This is a genomic window from Pseudomonas sp. CFBP13508, assembly GCF_005233515.1.
Classification (GTDB): domain Bacteria; phylum Pseudomonadota; class Gammaproteobacteria; order Pseudomonadales; family Pseudomonadaceae; genus Aquipseudomonas; species Aquipseudomonas mercuritolerans.
This window is the reverse complement of record NZ_QFZZ01000009.1, coordinates 76,382-91,672: the sequence shown is the minus strand read 5'-3', so window position 1 is coordinate 91,672 and position 15,291 is coordinate 76,382. Positions and strand designations below refer to the sequence as shown.

Below are 15,291 nucleotides of genomic sequence, written 5' to 3'. Positions count from 1 at the left end.
GAACGCTGCGATCTTTTGATCTTGCTCTTGATCTTGATCTTGATCTTAAAAAACAAGATCAAAAGATCGCAGCCTCGTTTCACTCGTCAGCTCCTACGAGCTCCTACGGTTCTGAATTGTGTGCAGTCTAGAGGTTGCAAGGCGTTTCCAGAGACAAATAAAAACGGGAAGCCGAAAAGGCTTCCCGTTTTTCATCACTGGCCGAAATCAGATGACCTGAACGATCGCGTCCGTCACAGCCTTGATGTTGCTCTGGTTCAGCGCGGCCACGCAGATGCGGCCGGTGTCCAGGGCGTAGATGCCGAACTCGTTGCGCAGGCGATGCACTTGTTCAGTGGTCAGGCCGGAGTAGGAGAACATGCCGCGCTGACGACCAACGAAGCTGAAATCGCGGCCCGGCGCTTTTTCCGCCAGCAGGGCAACCATCTGTTCGCGCATGCCGCGAATACGCAGACGCATCTCGGCCAGCTCGGCTTCCCACTGCGCGCGCAGTTCCGGGCTGTTGAGCACCGCAGCAACGATGCTGGCGCCGTGGGTCGGCGGGTTGGAGTAGTTGGTGCGGATCACGCGCTTGACCTGCGACAGCACGCGCGCGCTTTCTTCTTTCGATTCGCTGATGATCGACAGTGCGCCAACGCGTTCGCCGTATAGCGAGAACGATTTGGAGAACGAGCTCGAGACGAAAAAGGTCAGGCCGGATTCGGCGAAGAGGCGCACAGCGGCGGCGTCTTCGTCGATGCCGTCGCCGAAACCCTGGTAAGCCATGTCGAGGAACGGCACGTGACCTTTGGCCTTGACCACTTCCAGCACCTTGTTCCAGTCCGCCGGGGTCAGGTCGACGCCGGTCGGGTTGTGGCAGCAAGCATGCAGGACAACGATCGAGCCGTTCGGCAGGGCGTTGAGGTCGTCGAGCATGCCGGCACGGTTAACGTCATGGGTGGCAGCGTCGTAGTAACGGTAGTTCTGCACCGGGAAACCAGCGGTTTCGAACAGTGCGCGGTGGTTTTCCCAGCTCGGGTCGCTGATCGCCACGACGGCGTTCGGCAGCAGTTGCTTGAGGAAGTCGGCACCGATTTTCAGTGCGCCAGTCCCGCCGACGGCCTGAGTGGTGATGACGCGACCGGCGCTGATCAGCGGCGAATCGTTGCCGAACAGCAGTTTCTGCACGGCTTGGTCGTAGGCAGCGATGCCATCGATCGGCAGGTAACCGCGCGAAGCGTGTTGCGCGACGCGAATCGTCTCGGCTTCGATCACCGCACGCAGCAGTGGAATTCGCCCCTCTTCGTTGCAGTACACGCCCACGCCCAGGTTGACCTTGGTGGTCCGGGTATCGGCGTTGAATGCTTCGTTGAGGCCCAGGATTGGATCGCGGGGTGCCATTTCGACAGCGGAGAACAGGCTCATTATTACGGCGGCTCTGAATGGAGAGTGGAGGGACGTGTAGCGCTCCAGCCGAATGCACTAGAGCGGTGCACAAACGGGGAGCTAGTATAGAGGCCATCACCGCGCAATGGCGACAGGCGAATCGGCTTTTACGGTAAGTTTTTCCGATTATTTCTGGACCGTTAGTCGATTGACTTTGTCAGATTCTTTACCGGATGTAGGACGTTTGCCTTGAAAGGTCAGGCAATCGCCACCACATTCAGCACAATCCAGGTTTTTTCTTGCGCGACATCGGTCGTTTGCGGTCGTCCTCGTGGTGTTCCGTCTGACGCGGAACGCCGCGATTCCAGAGGTGTGTATGTCGGAATTCCAGCTAGTCACCCGCTTCGAGCCCGCCGGCGATCAGCCGGAAGCCATTCGCCAGTTGGTTGAGGGCATTGACGCCGGGCTGGCGCACCAGACGCTGCTCGGTGTGACCGGTTCGGGCAAGACCTTCAGCATCGCCAACGTCATTTCGCAGGTACAGCGTCCGACGCTGGTACTGGCGCCGAACAAGACCCTGGCCGCGCAGTTGTACGGGGAGTTCAAGGCGTTCTTCCCGAACAACGCGGTGGAATATTTCGTTTCCTACTACGACTACTACCAGCCCGAAGCGTATGTGCCGTCGTCCGACACCTTCATCGAGAAGGACGCGTCGATCAACGACCACATCGAGCAGATGCGGCTGTCCGCAACCAAAGCGTTGCTCGAACGCAAGGACGCGATCATCGTCACCACAGTGTCGTGCATTTATGGTCTGGGCAGTCCGGAAACCTATTTGAAGATGGTCTTGCACGTTGATCGCGGCGACAAGCTTGATCAGCGCGCTCTGCTGCGGCGCCTGGCCGACCTGCAATACACCCGCAACGACATGGATTTTGCCCGGGCGACGTTCCGCGTGCGTGGTGACGTGATCGATATCTTCCCGGCGGAATCCGATCTGGAAGCGATCCGCATCGAGCTGTTCGATGACGAGGTCGAGAGCATTTCCGCCTTCGACCCACTGACCGGCGAAGTCATCCGCAAGATGCCGCGGTTCACCTTCTACCCGAAAAGCCACTACGTGACTCCGCGGGAAACCCTGCTCGACGCCATCGAAGGCATCAAGGTCGAATTGCAGGAGCGCCTCGAATACCTGCGCAGCAACAACAAACTGGTGGAAGCCCAGCGTCTTGAACAGCGCACCCGTTTCGACCTGGAAATGATCCTCGAACTGGGCTATTGCAACGGCATCGAAAACTACTCGCGCTACCTGTCCGGGCGTCCGGCCGGCGCGGCGCCACCCACGCTTTACGACTACTTGCCCGCCGACGCCTTGCTGGTGATCGACGAATCCCACGTCAGCGTGCCGCAGGTCGGCGCAATGTATAAGGGCGACCGTTCGCGCAAGGAAACCCTCGTTGAGTACGGCTTCCGCCTGCCTTCGGCGCTGGACAACCGGCCCATGCGTTTCGACGAGTGGGAAGGGGTCAGCCCGCAGACCATCTTCGTCTCGGCGACGCCGGGCAACTACGAAGCCGAGCACGCCGGCCGCGTGGTTGAGCAAGTGGTACGGCCGACCGGTCTGGTCGACCCGCAGGTTGAAGTGCGGCCGGCCCTGACCCAGGTCGATGACTTGCTCTCGGAAATCACCAAGCGCGTGGCGATCGAAGAACGTGTGCTGGTCACCACGCTGACCAAGCGCATGGCCGAAGACCTGACCGATTACCTCGCCGACCACGGCGTGCGCGTGCGTTATCTGCACTCGGACATCGACACCGTCGAGCGCGTCGAGATCATCCGCGACTTGCGCCTCGGCGTGTTCGATGTGCTGGTCGGGATCAACCTGCTGCGCGAAGGGCTCGACATGCCGGAAGTGTCGCTGGTGGCGATTCTCGACGCGGACAAGGAAGGCTTCCTGCGTTCCGAGCGCTCGCTGATCCAGACCATTGGCCGTGCGGCACGTAACCTCAACGGCCGGGCGATTCTCTACGCCGATCGCATGACCGGTTCGATGGAGCGAGCGATCGGCGAGACCGAGCGCCGTCGCGAGAAGCAGATCGCTTTCAACCTGGAAAACGGCATCACCCCGAAAGGTGTGATCAAGGACGTCGCCGACATCATGGAAGGCGCCACCGTGCCCGGTTCGCGCAGCAAGAAGCGCAAAGGCATGGCCAAGGCCGCCGAAGAGAACGCCAAGTACGAAGCCGAACTGCGCTCGCCAAGCGAAATCACCAAGCGCATCCGCGCGCTGGAAGAGAAGATGTACCAGCTGGCGCGGGATCTGGAGTTTGAAGCGGCGGCGCAGATGCGCGACGAGATTGCCAAACTGCGCGAGCGACTTCTCACCGTTTGATCTTGATCGCCTTGCCGGGCCTCTTCGCGAGCAGGCTCGCTCCCACATAGCAATTGCATATTCCTGTGGGAGCGAGCCTGCTCGCGAATGGCCTTCACACAATCGGAAGGCCTTAGGGCTTCCGGCTTAAATGCCCTGCCCGCTGGAGCGGGGCGGGTGTCGCCTGTTACCATTCGCCGCTTGATTGTTTTGCTTTTCATTCTTTTCGAGACATGCCATGACCACCGTCCGCACTCGCATCGCGCCATCGCCTACCGGGGACCCCCACGTAGGTACCGCTTACATCGCATTGTTCAACTACTGCTTTGCCAAGCAGCACGGCGGTGAGTTCATCCTGCGCATCGAAGACACCGATCAGTTGCGTTCGACCCGCGAGTCCGAACAGCAGATCTTCGACGCCCTGCGCTGGCTCGGCATCGACTGGAGCGAAGGCCCGGACGTCGGCGGCCCGCACGGCCCATATCGGCAGAGCGAGCGCGGCGATATCTACCAGAACTACTGCCAGCAACTGGTCGACATGGGCCATGCGTTCCCGTGCTTCTGCACTGCTGAAGAGCTGGACCAGATGCGCGCCGAGCAAATGGCTCGCGGCGAAACTCCACGTTACGACGGTCGCGCACTGTTGCTGTCGAAGGAAGAAGTCGCGGCGCGCCTGGCTGCTGGCGAACCGCACGTGATTCGCATGAAGGTGCCGAGCGAAGGCGTCTGCGTGGTGCCGGACATGCTCCGTGGTGACGTCGAGATCCCGTGGGATCGTATGGACATGCAGGTGCTGATGAAGACCGACGGCCTGCCGACGTACTTCCTCGCCAACGTCGTCGATGACCATCTGATGGGCATCACCCACGTGCTGCGTGGCGAAGAATGGCTGCCATCGGCACCGAAACTGATTTTGCTGTACGAATACTTCGGCTGGGAACAACCAGAGCTGTGCTACATGCCGCTGCTGCGTAACCCGGACAAGAGCAAGCTGTCCAAGCGCAAGAACCCGACCTCGGTGACGTTCTACGAGCGCATGGGCTTCATGCCGGAAGCGATGCTCAACTACCTCGGGCGCATGGGCTGGTCGATGCCGGACGAGCGCGAGAAGTTCTCGCTGCAGGAAATGGTCGACAACTTCGACCTCAAGCGTGTCTCCCTCGGCGGGCCGATTTTCGACATCGAGAAGCTGTCGTGGCTCAACGGCCAGTGGCTGCGCGATCTGCCGGTCGAAGAGTTTGCCGCCCGCGTGCAGAAGTGGGCGTTCAATTCCGACTACATGATGAAGATCGCGCCGCACGTGCAGGGCCGGGTTGAAACGTTCAGCCAGGTTGCACCGCTGGCGGGGTTCTTCTTTGCCGGCGGCGTTAATCCGGACGCCAGGCTGTTCGAGTCGAAAAAGCTCTCCGGCGATCAGGTTCGCCAGTTGATGCAGTTGATCCTGTGGAAACTGGAAAGTCTGCGGCAGTGGGAGAAGGACAGCATCACCGCGACGATTCAGGCGGTGGTCGAATCCCTCGAGCTGAAACTGCGCGACGCCATGCCGCTGATGTTTGCTGCGATCACCGGGCAGGCCAGTTCGGTGTCGGTGCTCGATGCGATGGAAATCCTCGGCCCGGATCTCACCCGTTTCCGCCTGCGACAGGCGATTGACCTGCTGGGCGGCGTGTCGAAGAAAGAAAACAAGGAATGGGAAAAGCTCTTGGGCTCTATCGTCTAAACGCTTTTGCTTCTTGGTAGGAGCTGCCGCAGGCTACGATCTTTTGATCTTGTTTTCAAAAGGCAAAGTCAAAAGATCGCAGGCTGCGCCAGCTCCTGCAGGTCTGCCCGCGTTGCAAACCGCCCGGTTTTACGGGGGAGGGCGGTAAGTGATTGTTATCCCGGCAAAAAATTTTGAAATTTTTCAAAAATAAGTTTGACAGGCTTTCGATACGCCCTTAAGATTCGCCCCGTCCTCAGCGATGAGGGGCTATAGCTCAGCTGGGAGAGCGCTTGCATGGCATGCAAGAGGTCGACGGTTCGATCCCGTCTAGCTCCACCAATTTACACTTCGAGGTCTGGCCACACCGGCCTTGAAGCGATCAACACTCAGCGTTGATCAGTTGTATAGAAGGGTTTGCGTCCCCTTCGTCTAGTGGCCTAGGACACCGCCCTTTCACGGCGGTAACAGGGGTTCGAGTCCCCTAGGGGACGCCAGTTTTACAGAAGTGATGTTGCAAGAGATCACTCCGCCGTGAGGCGAAAAATCCGGGGCTATAGCTCAGCTGGGAGAGCGCCTGCATGGCATGCAGGAGGTCAGCGGTTCGATCCCGCTTAGCTCCACCAATTTTACAGTTCAAGGTCTGGCCACACCGGCCTTGAATCGATCAGCTCTCAGCACTGATCAGTTGTATAGAAGGGTTTGTGTCCCCTTCGTCTAGTGGCCTAGGACACCGCCCTTTCACGGCGGTAACAGGGGTTCGAGTCCCCTAGGGGACGCCACGATTACCCGCTCTGCGGGATTTTATAAGGGTCATTCAATTATTGAATGGCCCTTTTGTTTGTCTGGCGTTTGGCCAACTCTCCTTTTTCCTTACACTGTGCTTCAGACCAGCGGTCATATTCATGACTTGCGGAATATTATTATGCGAATAATATTCTAGTCGTAATATTCGGAGGCAACGATGAACGATAAAAAAGCTCAAACCCGCGAACGCATCCTCAAGGCTGCCAGCGCCGCGTTGATTCAGCGCGGCCCGGCAGACCCGAGCGTGGGCGAAGTGATGGGCGCCGCCGGCCTGACCGTCGGCGGTTTCTACGCACACTTCGAAAGCAAGGACGCGATGATGCTCGAAGCGTTCAAGCAACTGCTGGGCCGCCGTCGCGACCTGATTGCCGACATGGACGCCGATCTGACCGGCGAAGAGCGTCGCGCTTTGGTGGCTGCGTTCTACCTGTCGCGCAAACACCGTGATTCCAGCGAAGCCGCATGCCCGATTCCGGCGTCTATTGGCGAGCTGGGCCGTCTGCCAGAGTCGTTCCGCATTGCACTGAACGAGCATCTGGAGCTGATGGTCGCGCAACTGGCGGCCAGCCCTGAAGACACCGACAAGGCTCTGGCCGATGTCGCGTTGATGGTCGGTGGTCTGGCCTTGGCCAGAGCGCTGGGTCCGGGAGAGTTATCCGATCGATTGCTGCGCGCTGCCAAGTCGGCGGTGCGTTGACCTGAAGGCAACAAGCCTGAGGAGAGTGCGATGAACGCGTTGAAGTGGGTTCGTGGCGTTAACGGTACCTTGGGCTGGTTTGCACCGAAACTGGTGGCGAGCAAAATGCGCCTGGCATTCATGACGCCACGGGCGCTGCCGTTGCGGGATTGGGAGCTGCCGCTGTTGGCCAGCTCCGAACGCATCACGTTGCGCTTCGGCCTGTCGGCGCTGCGCTGGGGCCAAGGCCCTACGGTGCTGCTGATGCATGGTTGGGAAGGGCGGCCAACGCAATTCGCCTCGCTGATCAATGCTCTGGTCGATGCCGGCTATACCGTCGTCGCGCTCGACGGTCCGGCTCACGGTCGCTCCCCTGGGCGAGAAGCCAATGTAGTGCTGTTCGCCCGCGCCATGCTCGAAGCGGCTGCCGAATTGCCGCCGCTGCAAGCGGTTATCGGCCATTCCATGGGCGGCGCCAGCGCGATGCTCGCCGTGCAATTGGGTCTGCGCACCGAAACCTTGGTCAGCATTGCCGCACCGTCGCGGATCCTCGGCGTACTGCGCGGATTCGCGCGCATGGTCGGCATGCCGCCGCGCGCGCGTTCTGCGTTCATTCGTCAGGTCGAGCAGGACGTCGGCATGCGCGCTGCGACGCTGGACGTGGCCCACTATCAACTGGATATGCCCGGCCTGATCGTGCATGCCGAGGACGACAACTTCGTCTCGGTCAAGGAATCGCAATTGATTCACGAAGCCTGGTTCGACAGCCGCCTGCTGCGTCTGGAAAGCGGCGGCCATCAACGCGTGCTGGCCGACCCTCGAGTGATTGATGGTGTGTTATCACTGCTTGCCGGTCGCAGCCTTCAGGCGCGCCAATCGGCCTGAGCTCCGTTACACTGCCCCGGTTGAATACTTTGACCGGGAGTGGGGCATGGGCTGGGATCGGGCAACGCCGTTTACCATTGATCTGCAAGTAGGCGCCGAAGACATCGACGGGCTCGGGCACGCCAATAACGCGGTGTACGTGACCTGGCTCGAGCGCTGCGCCTGGCGCCATTCGCAGCGCCTCGGCCTGGACCTGGTCGAATACCGGCGACTGGATCGGGCGATGGCCGTTGTCCGCCACGAAATCGATTACCTGGCCGCCGCCTATGAAGGTGATGAACTGCAACTGGCGACCTGGATCGTCGACTGGGATCAGCGCTTGAAAATGACCCGGCACTTCCAGCTCAAACGCCCCAGCGACAACGCCACCCTGCTGCGCGCGCAGACCACGTTTGTGTGCATCGAACTGTCGACCGGCAAGCCGAAGCGCATGCCGGCGGAATTCATCGAAGGCTATGGCCCGGCGATCCAGATTGCAGAGGCGATGTAAATCTCACCCTGTGGGAGCGAGCCTGCTCGCGAAAGCGTCAGGTCAGTCACGCATGCATGAGCTGAAAGACCGTCTTCGCGAGCAGGCTCGCTCCCACAGAGATATGTGTAGTTCTGCGGATTTGGGCGATATCCAGTAAACTGCCGCACGTTTTTTCTTCAAGTAGTGTTTCCCCATGCAAATTGCTCTGGCGCCCATGGAAGGGTTGGTCGACGACATCCTGCGCGACGTGCTGACCCGCGTTGGCGGCATCGACTGGTGCGTGACCGAATTCATTCGGGTCAACGACCAGTTGCTCACCCCGGCGTATTTCCACAAGTTCGGCCCCGAGCTGCTCAACGGTGCTCGCACCGCGTCCGGCGTGCCGCTGCGCGTGCAATTGCTCGGTTCCGATCCGGTGTGCCTGGCGGAAAACGCCGCTCTGGCCTGCGAGCTCGGTTCTGAAGTGATCGACCTCAACTTCGGCTGCCCGGCCAAGACCGTCAACAAATCCCGTGGCGGCGCCGTGCTGCTGAAGGAGCCGGAGCTGCTCAACCAGATCGTCGAGCATGTCCGTCGCGCCGTACCGGCGCATATCCCGGTTACCGCGAAAATGCGCCTGGGTTTCGACAGTCCTGACGGCTCGCTGGTCTGCGCCACGGCGCTGGCCGAAGGCGGGGCAGAGCACATCGTCGTACATGCGCGGACGAAAATGGACGGCTACAAACCGCCGGCTCATTGGGAGTGGATCCCGCGCGTGCAGGACGTGGTCAAGGTGCCGGTGTTCGCCAACGGCGATATCTGGAGCGTCGAAGACTGGCGCCGTTGCCGCGAAATCAGTGGCGTGGAAGACATTATGCTCGGTCGGGGTCTGGTCTCCCGCCCGGATCTCGCTCGGCAGATCGCTGCGGCTCGCGCTGGCGAAGAGGTCGTCGAGATGACCTGGGCCGAGCTGATGCCGCTGATTCGGGACTTCTGGCTGCAGGCCAAAGCGCAAATGACCGCGCGCCAATCGCCCGGTCGCCTCAAGCAATGGCTGGCCATGCTGACCCGCAACTACCCGGAAGCCGCCGAGCTTTTCACCGTTCTGCGCCGCGAAACCGAGCCGGATCAAGTCTCGCGTCTGCTCGGATTGCCGCTCGTCGAAGCCGCATAAAAAATCTCAAAATATTCTCTTGAAATCAAAACAGCGGTCCCTATCTAAGGGTTACGCGATGCCGAATTCGGGTCGCGGAGACACAAAACCTTGCTGATTGTTTTCAGGAGATTTGAATCATGAGTACTGCATTTTCTCTCGCACCACTGTTCCGTTCCTCGGTAGGTTTCGACCGTTTCAACGACCTTTTCGAAACCGCCCTGCGCAACGAGCCAGGCAGCAGCTACCCACCTTACAACGTCGAAAAACACGGTGATGACCAATACCGTATCGTCGTTGCGGCCGCCGGTTTCCAGGAAGAAGACCTGGACCTGCAAGTCGAGAAGGGTGTGCTGACCATCAGTGGCGGCAAACGTGACACCGACGAAAGCGTCACGTTCTTGCATCAAGGCATCGCTCAGCGAGCCTTCAAGCTGTCGTTCCGTCTGGCTGATCACATCGAGATCAAGGACGCTGCCCTGCGCAACGGCCTGCTGAGCATCGACCTGCTCCGTGTGATCCCGGAAGAGGCGAAAGCCAAGCGCATCCCGATCAATGGAGCGCAGCAGCCGGCGTTGCAGCATTGATTCATGTGCTGACACACAATCGCCCGAACCGGCGATAAGCCGCTGAACGAAAGGCCCCGATACGTCGGGGCCTTTTTTGTGCGCGCAGTCAAAGCGATGCAGGGTTTGCCGCTGTTGGCGGGGCTCTTTACAATCGGCGCAGTTTTGCCGGCCCCCATTTCCCAGCGGTCGGCCTGGAGCCTTTTTTCATGGACGAGATTCAACAGCGCTGGCTGTGCGCGTTGTCCGCACCAATGGCCGCGCTCAACACCGGCGCCGGGTATGACGACCCGGCGTTCTGCAACGATCGTTACATCAACCTCAAGGAAAGTTGGGGTATCGATGATCGGCAACAGTTGTTCGACATGCTCGGATGGATGACCGACGACGGCCATGCCAAACACCTCAGTGCGGCCTATCTGGCGTGGCAGCGATGCCTGCCGAGTGAATGGCAGTCGTTGCTCAATGAGCTGAGCCCGCGCGAGCGCGTCCTGCATGAATTTGCCAGCCGTACCTTCGGCAACTGTGGTCCCGGCGGCATCTTGTCCTGGGATTACGGCCGGATGGGCTTTCTGTTGCGCTGCGCCGTGCGTAATCAATGGATCGGTCTGGACGAGAGCAACTGGTTGCACAGTCGTCTGGCGTTGAGGGCGCAGTTTCATTACGGCAGCTGGATGGCTTATTTCAACGGCTTTCTGGTGGGACGAACTTTTTGGTGCTGCATGAGCAAAAGCGATGGTGAACTGGCGGTCGAGATGAGTCGTGAGGGCACCAGCGCTTTCAACACCAGGATTGCCCGAGGCCTTGCGCAAAACATTCCACACTTTCTCGCTGATCTGCCTTGGCACATGGATATTGATCCGCCGTCTCGTCCGGCATCGCTTGGGGAGTTCGACTGGTCATGAGTTGCTGGATTCGACTGGGCATTGAACCGACTACTGACGAAACCCTGATTCGCAGCGCCTATCGCGCCCGTTTGCCGGCGCACCATCCGGAAACCGATCCGGAAGGTTTTCAAGCGCTACGCATGGCCTACGAGAGTGCCCTGCGTCTGGCCCGTGAAGAGGAGGAAGAGGCTGGAGACGAGATCGACGCTGCACAAGCCAATGTCGTCCGGGCGCCTCAAGCTTTCCTGGATTTCTGTGCGCTGCTGGATGATCCCGCGCGACGCTTCAACTACGCGGCATGGCAGGCATTTGTCCGGACGCTGGATGACTTGTCACTGGAGGTTTTCGATGACCTCAACTGGGGCTTGTACCACCGACTTTCCGGCGCCGGTCCGTTGTCCTACCGTTGTGCGAATCTGTTGGCGCAGCGCATGGCCTGGGACCAGCAATTGCTCGATCTGGCATTCGACGATGCGCAAGCGGTAGAAGGCTTTTTGCAGCGCATCAAGACGCCCGACCCGTTCGACACGGATCTGATGAGCGCCTGGTCAGAGCCGGCACAGACCGAGTCGCTGTGGTATGCCCGTAGCCTCGATTTCATCTTTACTCAGCGTCCGCTTCACGAGTTCGCCGAGTTCGCCAGTCGGCACACGTGCTTGCCGTTGCCCAACGATGCCGCGTACCTCAAGCGGTTGCTGGTGCAGTTCACCCAAGCGGGGATGGGCGCGCCGACGTTCCTGCAATGCTGTGCCGAACAGCACGATGCCGCGCCGGATAACGTCGACTGGCTGTACCTGCTGGCGTGTCAGTACAGTCTGTTGGGGCACGACGATCAAGCGTTTCCATGCTGGATTCGGCTCTGGAGCGAACATCGCCATCCCGCGGCAGAGAGTCGCTTGCTGGAGCTGTGTGCCAAGCGTCAGCCGACCTTTCTGCCGGTGCTGATTCAGGCGTTCGATCGTCTGGAGGACTGCGCCGTTTGGCCGGACGAACTGGGTGCTGAGTGCCAAGTGTATGGCAGTCCGTCACAACGGCCCGAGACCTTGACCCGTTGGTTGGGTGTCGGACGGCTCAAGCTTGATGCACTGGCGCAAAGCTTTGTTGATTGGCGCATGGCGGGCGACGAGTTGCCATTGCTCGCGCAGTTGATCGGCGAAAACCACGACAGCCGTTTGCTGCGTCTGTACCGGCACGCCTGGGCGCTGCATCGTGGTGATTCGGCCTTGTTGCAGCAGATTGTCGACGAACCGCTGCCGGTGGACGCGCTGGAATGCCTGGTTTTGAGCGGCCTGAAGTATCAGGCCAGGCAACATCTGCATTGGCTGGCCAAGGCGCCTGTTGCGCAGGCCATGAGCGCTTTCACTGACTCGCAAACACTTTCACCGCAATTGCCGCTCGCGTTGTCCGAAGGTGCGCTGCACAAGGTTTGTCGTCTGTGGTTGCAGCGCTTGCGGCCCTATAGCGACACGGCGCTTGCACGCATCGCCGACGCGTTCGAGCTGAGTGCGGTCAAAGACGGCAATGACCTCTCGGAGCTTGATCTCATGCTCCAGTTGAGTCGGCGCGCGACAGGTTTGCCGCCGATCGGGTTGGGAGCGGCCATCTGGGATTGGCACGCTCAAACCGTGTTTTTTCTGGCATTGCTGGAACAACCCGAGCGCTGGTTGCAATTGATTGATGCGCAGTGTCTGGAGCGTTTGCCGTTCAATCCTGCGCATCCTTTGAGCCGACTGCAGCCGCTATTGCGGCGCTTGCTGCGTGAGCAGGGCAATGGCGCCGGTTTGCTGGGCTGGCTGCAGGGTGACGATCCTGTGCACGGTTTGCTGGTGCAACAGTTGTTCAGTGTCGAGCAGGCTCTCGACAGCGCCAGGCTGCCCGCCAATACCCTGCTTTACACCTGCGTCGAAAGTGACCGTGCGGCGTGCGGCGATGATCTGCTGGGCTTGTTGATGTTCTGGGGCGTGCTCTACCACGATCCAGGCCTGAGCGCCGAGCAGCACCGGGCGTTGTTGCAGTCGATTGAAGCGGTCAGTTGCGAGGATGACTGGTTCGAAGGCTTTCGCGACGGTCTGATCAAGGGCGAACCGGTGTGGCCACCGCGCAAGGTGTTGACGGATTTCGGTGTCGACAAACTATTGGCCTATGAGGCGCTGGATGCGCTCAAAAGCTTGATTCGCTACGGCGCTGCCGGTGTGCCGAAAACGCGAGTGTTGCGGCAACTGCAGCAGGGTAAGGATGACGTGCAGAACAGCGTCGGTTTGCGCTTGGCACTGTGCGCGTTGCTGTCGTGGTCGGAGCGGTTGCTGTTAGCCAACAGTGATGTCCAGCCAGTACCAGCGAAAGCTTTCTGGCGCCTCGGATCACGGCTGGGGCGCAAGGCTTTTATCGCTCAGGTCCTGGGATGCGTAGTGGTAACCCCAATAGCGGGGCTGATAACGGGCACGACGATTGGCGGGTTGGTCATCTTTTTGCTTGGCGTGCTGCTGTTGTTCGCGGCAGTTCTACGGCGGTTGCACGATATGGGCCGGGGCATACCGACACTGCTGATATTTCTTGGATTGTCGCCGTTTCTGCCATTCCTGCCGCTGGTGTTGTTCGGCTTTCCGGGAGACAAACTGCCTAACCGCTATGGCGTGCCGCCGGACAGTGGGGCAGATATGTTGTCCGGCGGGTTGCAGGCTGCTTTACGGCAACTGAACGGTTAAAGACGCATCTGATCCAGCGCATCATTCAGCGCTGAGCGGTGGCTGGCGATTTTGCTGGCTTGCTGGCCGGCAAGCACGGTGTTGAAGGTGTCCATCCACTCGGCAATGCGCGCACGCTCGTCGCCCAGAGTTTGCATCCATGCTCGCTCCAGACGTGCGAGCAGGGTGCGGTTGGGCAGGGCGTCGCGAGGGTGGACTTTGAGCGTCGCGAGCCGGGCATGGCTGTCTCTGCGCGCCTGTTCATCCAGTCCGGTCGGGCTGCGGTCGATGCTGTGGCCGTAACGTTCGCCGGTTTCCAGAAGCGTGACGTCTACTTCCAGCAGGCCGTTGATGTCATAACTGAAACGCACATCGAGGCTCTGCAGCTGCTCACTAGGGGTGAACTGGATGTCGAAAGAATCGATGAAAATATTGTCGCGTACCCACGGGCGTTCCCCTTGGTAAACCGCGATACGGATTTCAGTCTGTTGCGCAAACGTCGTCGAGTAACGCTGCACCCGTGACGTTGGAATCACCGTGTTACGTTCGATGATCGGCGAGAACGCGCCACTGACGCCTTCGCCACGATTGGTCGAAATCCCCAGCGTATAAGGGCAGACATCGGTCAAAATCAATTCCTCGACCGCACCGTCCCGCGCCTTGCATGCCGCCTGCGTCGCTGCGCCCAGAGCCACGATGGTGTCCGGATCAAGATGCCGATAAGGCAGGCGTCCAAACAACGTGGCGACCATTTGCTGTACCGCCGGCATGCGCGTGGCGCCACCGACCAGTACGAGGCTGTCGAGGTCGCGCGGTTTCAGTCGGGCATCGCGCAGAGCCTGTTCGATTGGTGCGCGCAAGCGGGCCAGCAACGGCTCCCAGATTTTCACCGCAGCGGCTTCATCCAGTTCCCATTCGAATGTCTGCTCGGCATACCGCCAGCTCAAGTGCTGCGCCCCTTCGCCGAGTTTGCATTTCAGCTGTTCCAGGGCATCACCGAGGCTGGCCATGGCTTGTGCATCGATCGTTGAGGGGGTGAGTTGCCAGTGTTTCAGGCAGGCCTGCAACAGGGCGGCGGTGAAGTCTTCACCGCCAAGAAAGTTGTCACCGGTGGAGGCGTGCACTTCGATCAGCGGCAATGCGTATTCGAGCACGGTGACGTCGAACGTGCCGCCGCCGAGATCGAAAATCAGCGTGCGTTCGAACTTCTGTTCGTGCAGGCCGTACGCCATGGCGGCAGCGGTCGGTTCATTGATCAGGCGCGTCACGGACAGCCCGGCCAGTTCGGCGGCGAACAAGGTGCGCTTGCGCTGCTCGTCACTGAAATATGCCGGTACGGAAATGACCGCTTCTGTGACCGCCTGGCCGAGAAAGGCTTCCGCGTCTTGCTTGAGTGAGCCAAGTACCAGCGCCGACAACTCTTCCGGGCTGAACTGGCGAGAGCCGAGCTGGATTTGCCGGTCGCTGCCCATGAAGCGCTTGAACGCGGCGGCAGTGCGTTCCGGGTGCGTGGTCAGGCGGGCGCGGGCGGCTTTGCCGACCAGAATCGTGTCGTCTTCATCAAGGCTGACCACCGACGGTGTCAGCACATCGCCGAGGGCGTTGCGGATCAGCTCGGCGCGTCCTTCACGCCAGACGGCGATCAGGCTGTTGGTGGTGCCAAGGTCGATGCCCAGCAGGGCCGGGCGGGGAAGGGATGCATCCTGCATGGTTGATCTCGAAGCGGCGCAAAAAACGCGACCCTACA

Annotated in this window: 11 protein-coding genes and 4 tRNA genes; 13 read left to right on the top strand and 2 right to left on the bottom strand. The window is 60.1% G+C overall.

Going from position 1 to position 15,291, the window contains the following annotated elements; translation table 11 throughout:
* Window positions 1-207 precede the first annotated feature (207 nt).
* Window positions 208-1,404 carry an amino acid aminotransferase gene (locus PspCFBP13508_RS22930; protein ID WP_016773918.1) on the bottom strand — a complete coding sequence of 399 codons (1,197 nt, stop codon included), beginning with the start codon at window positions 1,402-1,404 and terminating at the stop codon, window positions 208-210.
* 337 nt (window positions 1,405-1,741) lie between these two features.
* Here PspCFBP13508_RS22930 and uvrB point away from each other — a divergent pair, with 337 nt between their 5' ends.
* The 13 genes from uvrB to PspCFBP13508_RS22865 all read left to right on the top strand — a co-directional run bounded on the left by uvrB (window position 1,742) and on the right by PspCFBP13508_RS22865 (window position 13,565).
* Entirely contained in the window at window positions 1,742-3,757 is a 2,016-nt protein-coding gene (uvrB, locus tag PspCFBP13508_RS22925) for an excinuclease ABC subunit UvrB (protein WP_024012378.1), read from the top strand.
* Between the two features lie 217 nt (window positions 3,758-3,974).
* Complete coding sequence (gltX, locus tag PspCFBP13508_RS22920; RefSeq protein WP_137215755.1) at window positions 3,975-5,456, top strand: glutamate--tRNA ligase; 1,482 nt, start codon at window positions 3,975-3,977, stop codon at window positions 5,454-5,456.
* A gap of 245 nt (window positions 5,457-5,701) precedes the next feature.
* Window positions 5,702-5,777, top strand: a tRNA-Ala gene (locus PspCFBP13508_RS22915).
* A gap of 79 nt (window positions 5,778-5,856) precedes the next feature.
* Window positions 5,857-5,932 (top strand) — tRNA-Glu (locus tag PspCFBP13508_RS22910).
* Between the two features lie 53 nt (window positions 5,933-5,985).
* Window positions 5,986-6,061: transfer RNA gene (locus tag PspCFBP13508_RS22905), tRNA-Ala, on the top strand.
* Window positions 6,062-6,141: 80 nt separating this feature from the next.
* Window positions 6,142-6,217 (top strand) — tRNA-Glu (locus PspCFBP13508_RS22900).
* 182 nt (window positions 6,218-6,399) lie between these two features.
* Window positions 6,400-6,939: a TetR/AcrR family transcriptional regulator gene (locus PspCFBP13508_RS22895; RefSeq protein ID WP_016773921.1), complete on the top strand. Its 540-nt coding sequence runs from the start codon at window positions 6,400-6,402 to the stop codon at window positions 6,937-6,939.
* Window positions 6,940-6,969: 30 nt separating this feature from the next.
* On the top strand, window positions 6,970-7,803 hold the full coding sequence (locus PspCFBP13508_RS22890) for an alpha/beta fold hydrolase (RefSeq protein WP_016773922.1): 834 nt from the start codon (window positions 6,970-6,972) through the stop codon (window positions 7,801-7,803).
* A gap of 46 nt (window positions 7,804-7,849) precedes the next feature.
* Complete coding sequence (locus PspCFBP13508_RS22885; RefSeq protein WP_016773923.1) at window positions 7,850-8,293, top strand: thioesterase family protein; 444 nt, start codon at window positions 7,850-7,852, stop codon at window positions 8,291-8,293.
* A gap of 175 nt (window positions 8,294-8,468) precedes the next feature.
* A complete protein-coding gene (locus tag PspCFBP13508_RS22880; protein ID WP_137215754.1) occupies window positions 8,469-9,428 on the top strand; it encodes a tRNA-dihydrouridine synthase in 960 nt (319 codons plus the stop codon).
* A gap of 119 nt (window positions 9,429-9,547) precedes the next feature.
* Window positions 9,548-9,994, top strand: coding sequence for an Hsp20 family protein (locus PspCFBP13508_RS22875; protein WP_016773925.1), 447 nt, complete (start codon window positions 9,548-9,550; stop codon window positions 9,992-9,994).
* A 188-nt stretch (window positions 9,995-10,182) separates the two neighbouring features.
* The gene (locus PspCFBP13508_RS22870) at window positions 10,183-10,878 is read left to right on the top strand and encodes a DUF1266 domain-containing protein (protein ID WP_137215753.1); all 696 of its coding nucleotides are present in this window, start codon (window positions 10,183-10,185) and stop codon (window positions 10,876-10,878) included.
* The gene (locus PspCFBP13508_RS22865) at window positions 10,875-13,565 is read left to right on the top strand and encodes a DUF805 domain-containing protein (protein ID WP_137215752.1); all 2,691 of its coding nucleotides are present in this window, start codon (window positions 10,875-10,877) and stop codon (window positions 13,563-13,565) included. The genes PspCFBP13508_RS22870 and PspCFBP13508_RS22865 overlap by 4 nt, the downstream gene beginning before the upstream one ends.
* Here the strand turns inward: PspCFBP13508_RS22865 and PspCFBP13508_RS22860 are convergent.
* Complete coding sequence (locus tag PspCFBP13508_RS22860; RefSeq protein WP_137215751.1) at window positions 13,562-15,253, bottom strand: molecular chaperone HscC; 1,692 nt, start codon at window positions 15,251-15,253, stop codon at window positions 13,562-13,564. The genes PspCFBP13508_RS22865 and PspCFBP13508_RS22860 overlap by 4 nt on opposite strands.
* Window positions 15,254-15,291: the final 38 nt, after the last annotated feature.

What these genes read in the sequence shown, in the direction of transcription:
- PspCFBP13508_RS22930 (WP_016773918.1), bottom strand. Translation starts at nt 1,404, where the DNA reads ATGAGCCTGTTCTCCGCTGTCGAAATGGCACCCCGCGATCCAATCCTG.
- uvrB (WP_024012378.1), top strand. Translation starts at nt 1,742, where the DNA reads ATGTCGGAATTCCAGCTAGTCACCCGCTTCGAGCCCGCCGGCGATCAG.
- gltX (WP_137215755.1), top strand. Translation starts at nt 3,975, where the DNA reads ATGACCACCGTCCGCACTCGCATCGCGCCATCGCCTACCGGGGACCCC.
- PspCFBP13508_RS22895 (WP_016773921.1), top strand. Translation starts at nt 6,400, where the DNA reads ATGAACGATAAAAAAGCTCAAACCCGCGAACGCATCCTCAAGGCTGCC.
- PspCFBP13508_RS22890 (WP_016773922.1), top strand. Translation starts at nt 6,970, where the DNA reads ATGAACGCGTTGAAGTGGGTTCGTGGCGTTAACGGTACCTTGGGCTGG.
- PspCFBP13508_RS22885 (WP_016773923.1), top strand. Translation starts at nt 7,850, where the DNA reads ATGGGCTGGGATCGGGCAACGCCGTTTACCATTGATCTGCAAGTAGGC.
- PspCFBP13508_RS22880 (WP_137215754.1), top strand. Translation starts at nt 8,469, where the DNA reads ATGCAAATTGCTCTGGCGCCCATGGAAGGGTTGGTCGACGACATCCTG.
- PspCFBP13508_RS22875 (WP_016773925.1), top strand. Translation starts at nt 9,548, where the DNA reads ATGAGTACTGCATTTTCTCTCGCACCACTGTTCCGTTCCTCGGTAGGT.
- PspCFBP13508_RS22870 (WP_137215753.1), top strand. Translation starts at nt 10,183, where the DNA reads ATGGACGAGATTCAACAGCGCTGGCTGTGCGCGTTGTCCGCACCAATG.
- PspCFBP13508_RS22865 (WP_137215752.1), top strand. Translation starts at nt 10,875, where the DNA reads ATGAGTTGCTGGATTCGACTGGGCATTGAACCGACTACTGACGAAACC.
- PspCFBP13508_RS22860 (WP_137215751.1), bottom strand. Translation starts at nt 15,253, where the DNA reads ATGCAGGATGCATCCCTTCCCCGCCCGGCCCTGCTGGGCATCGACCTT.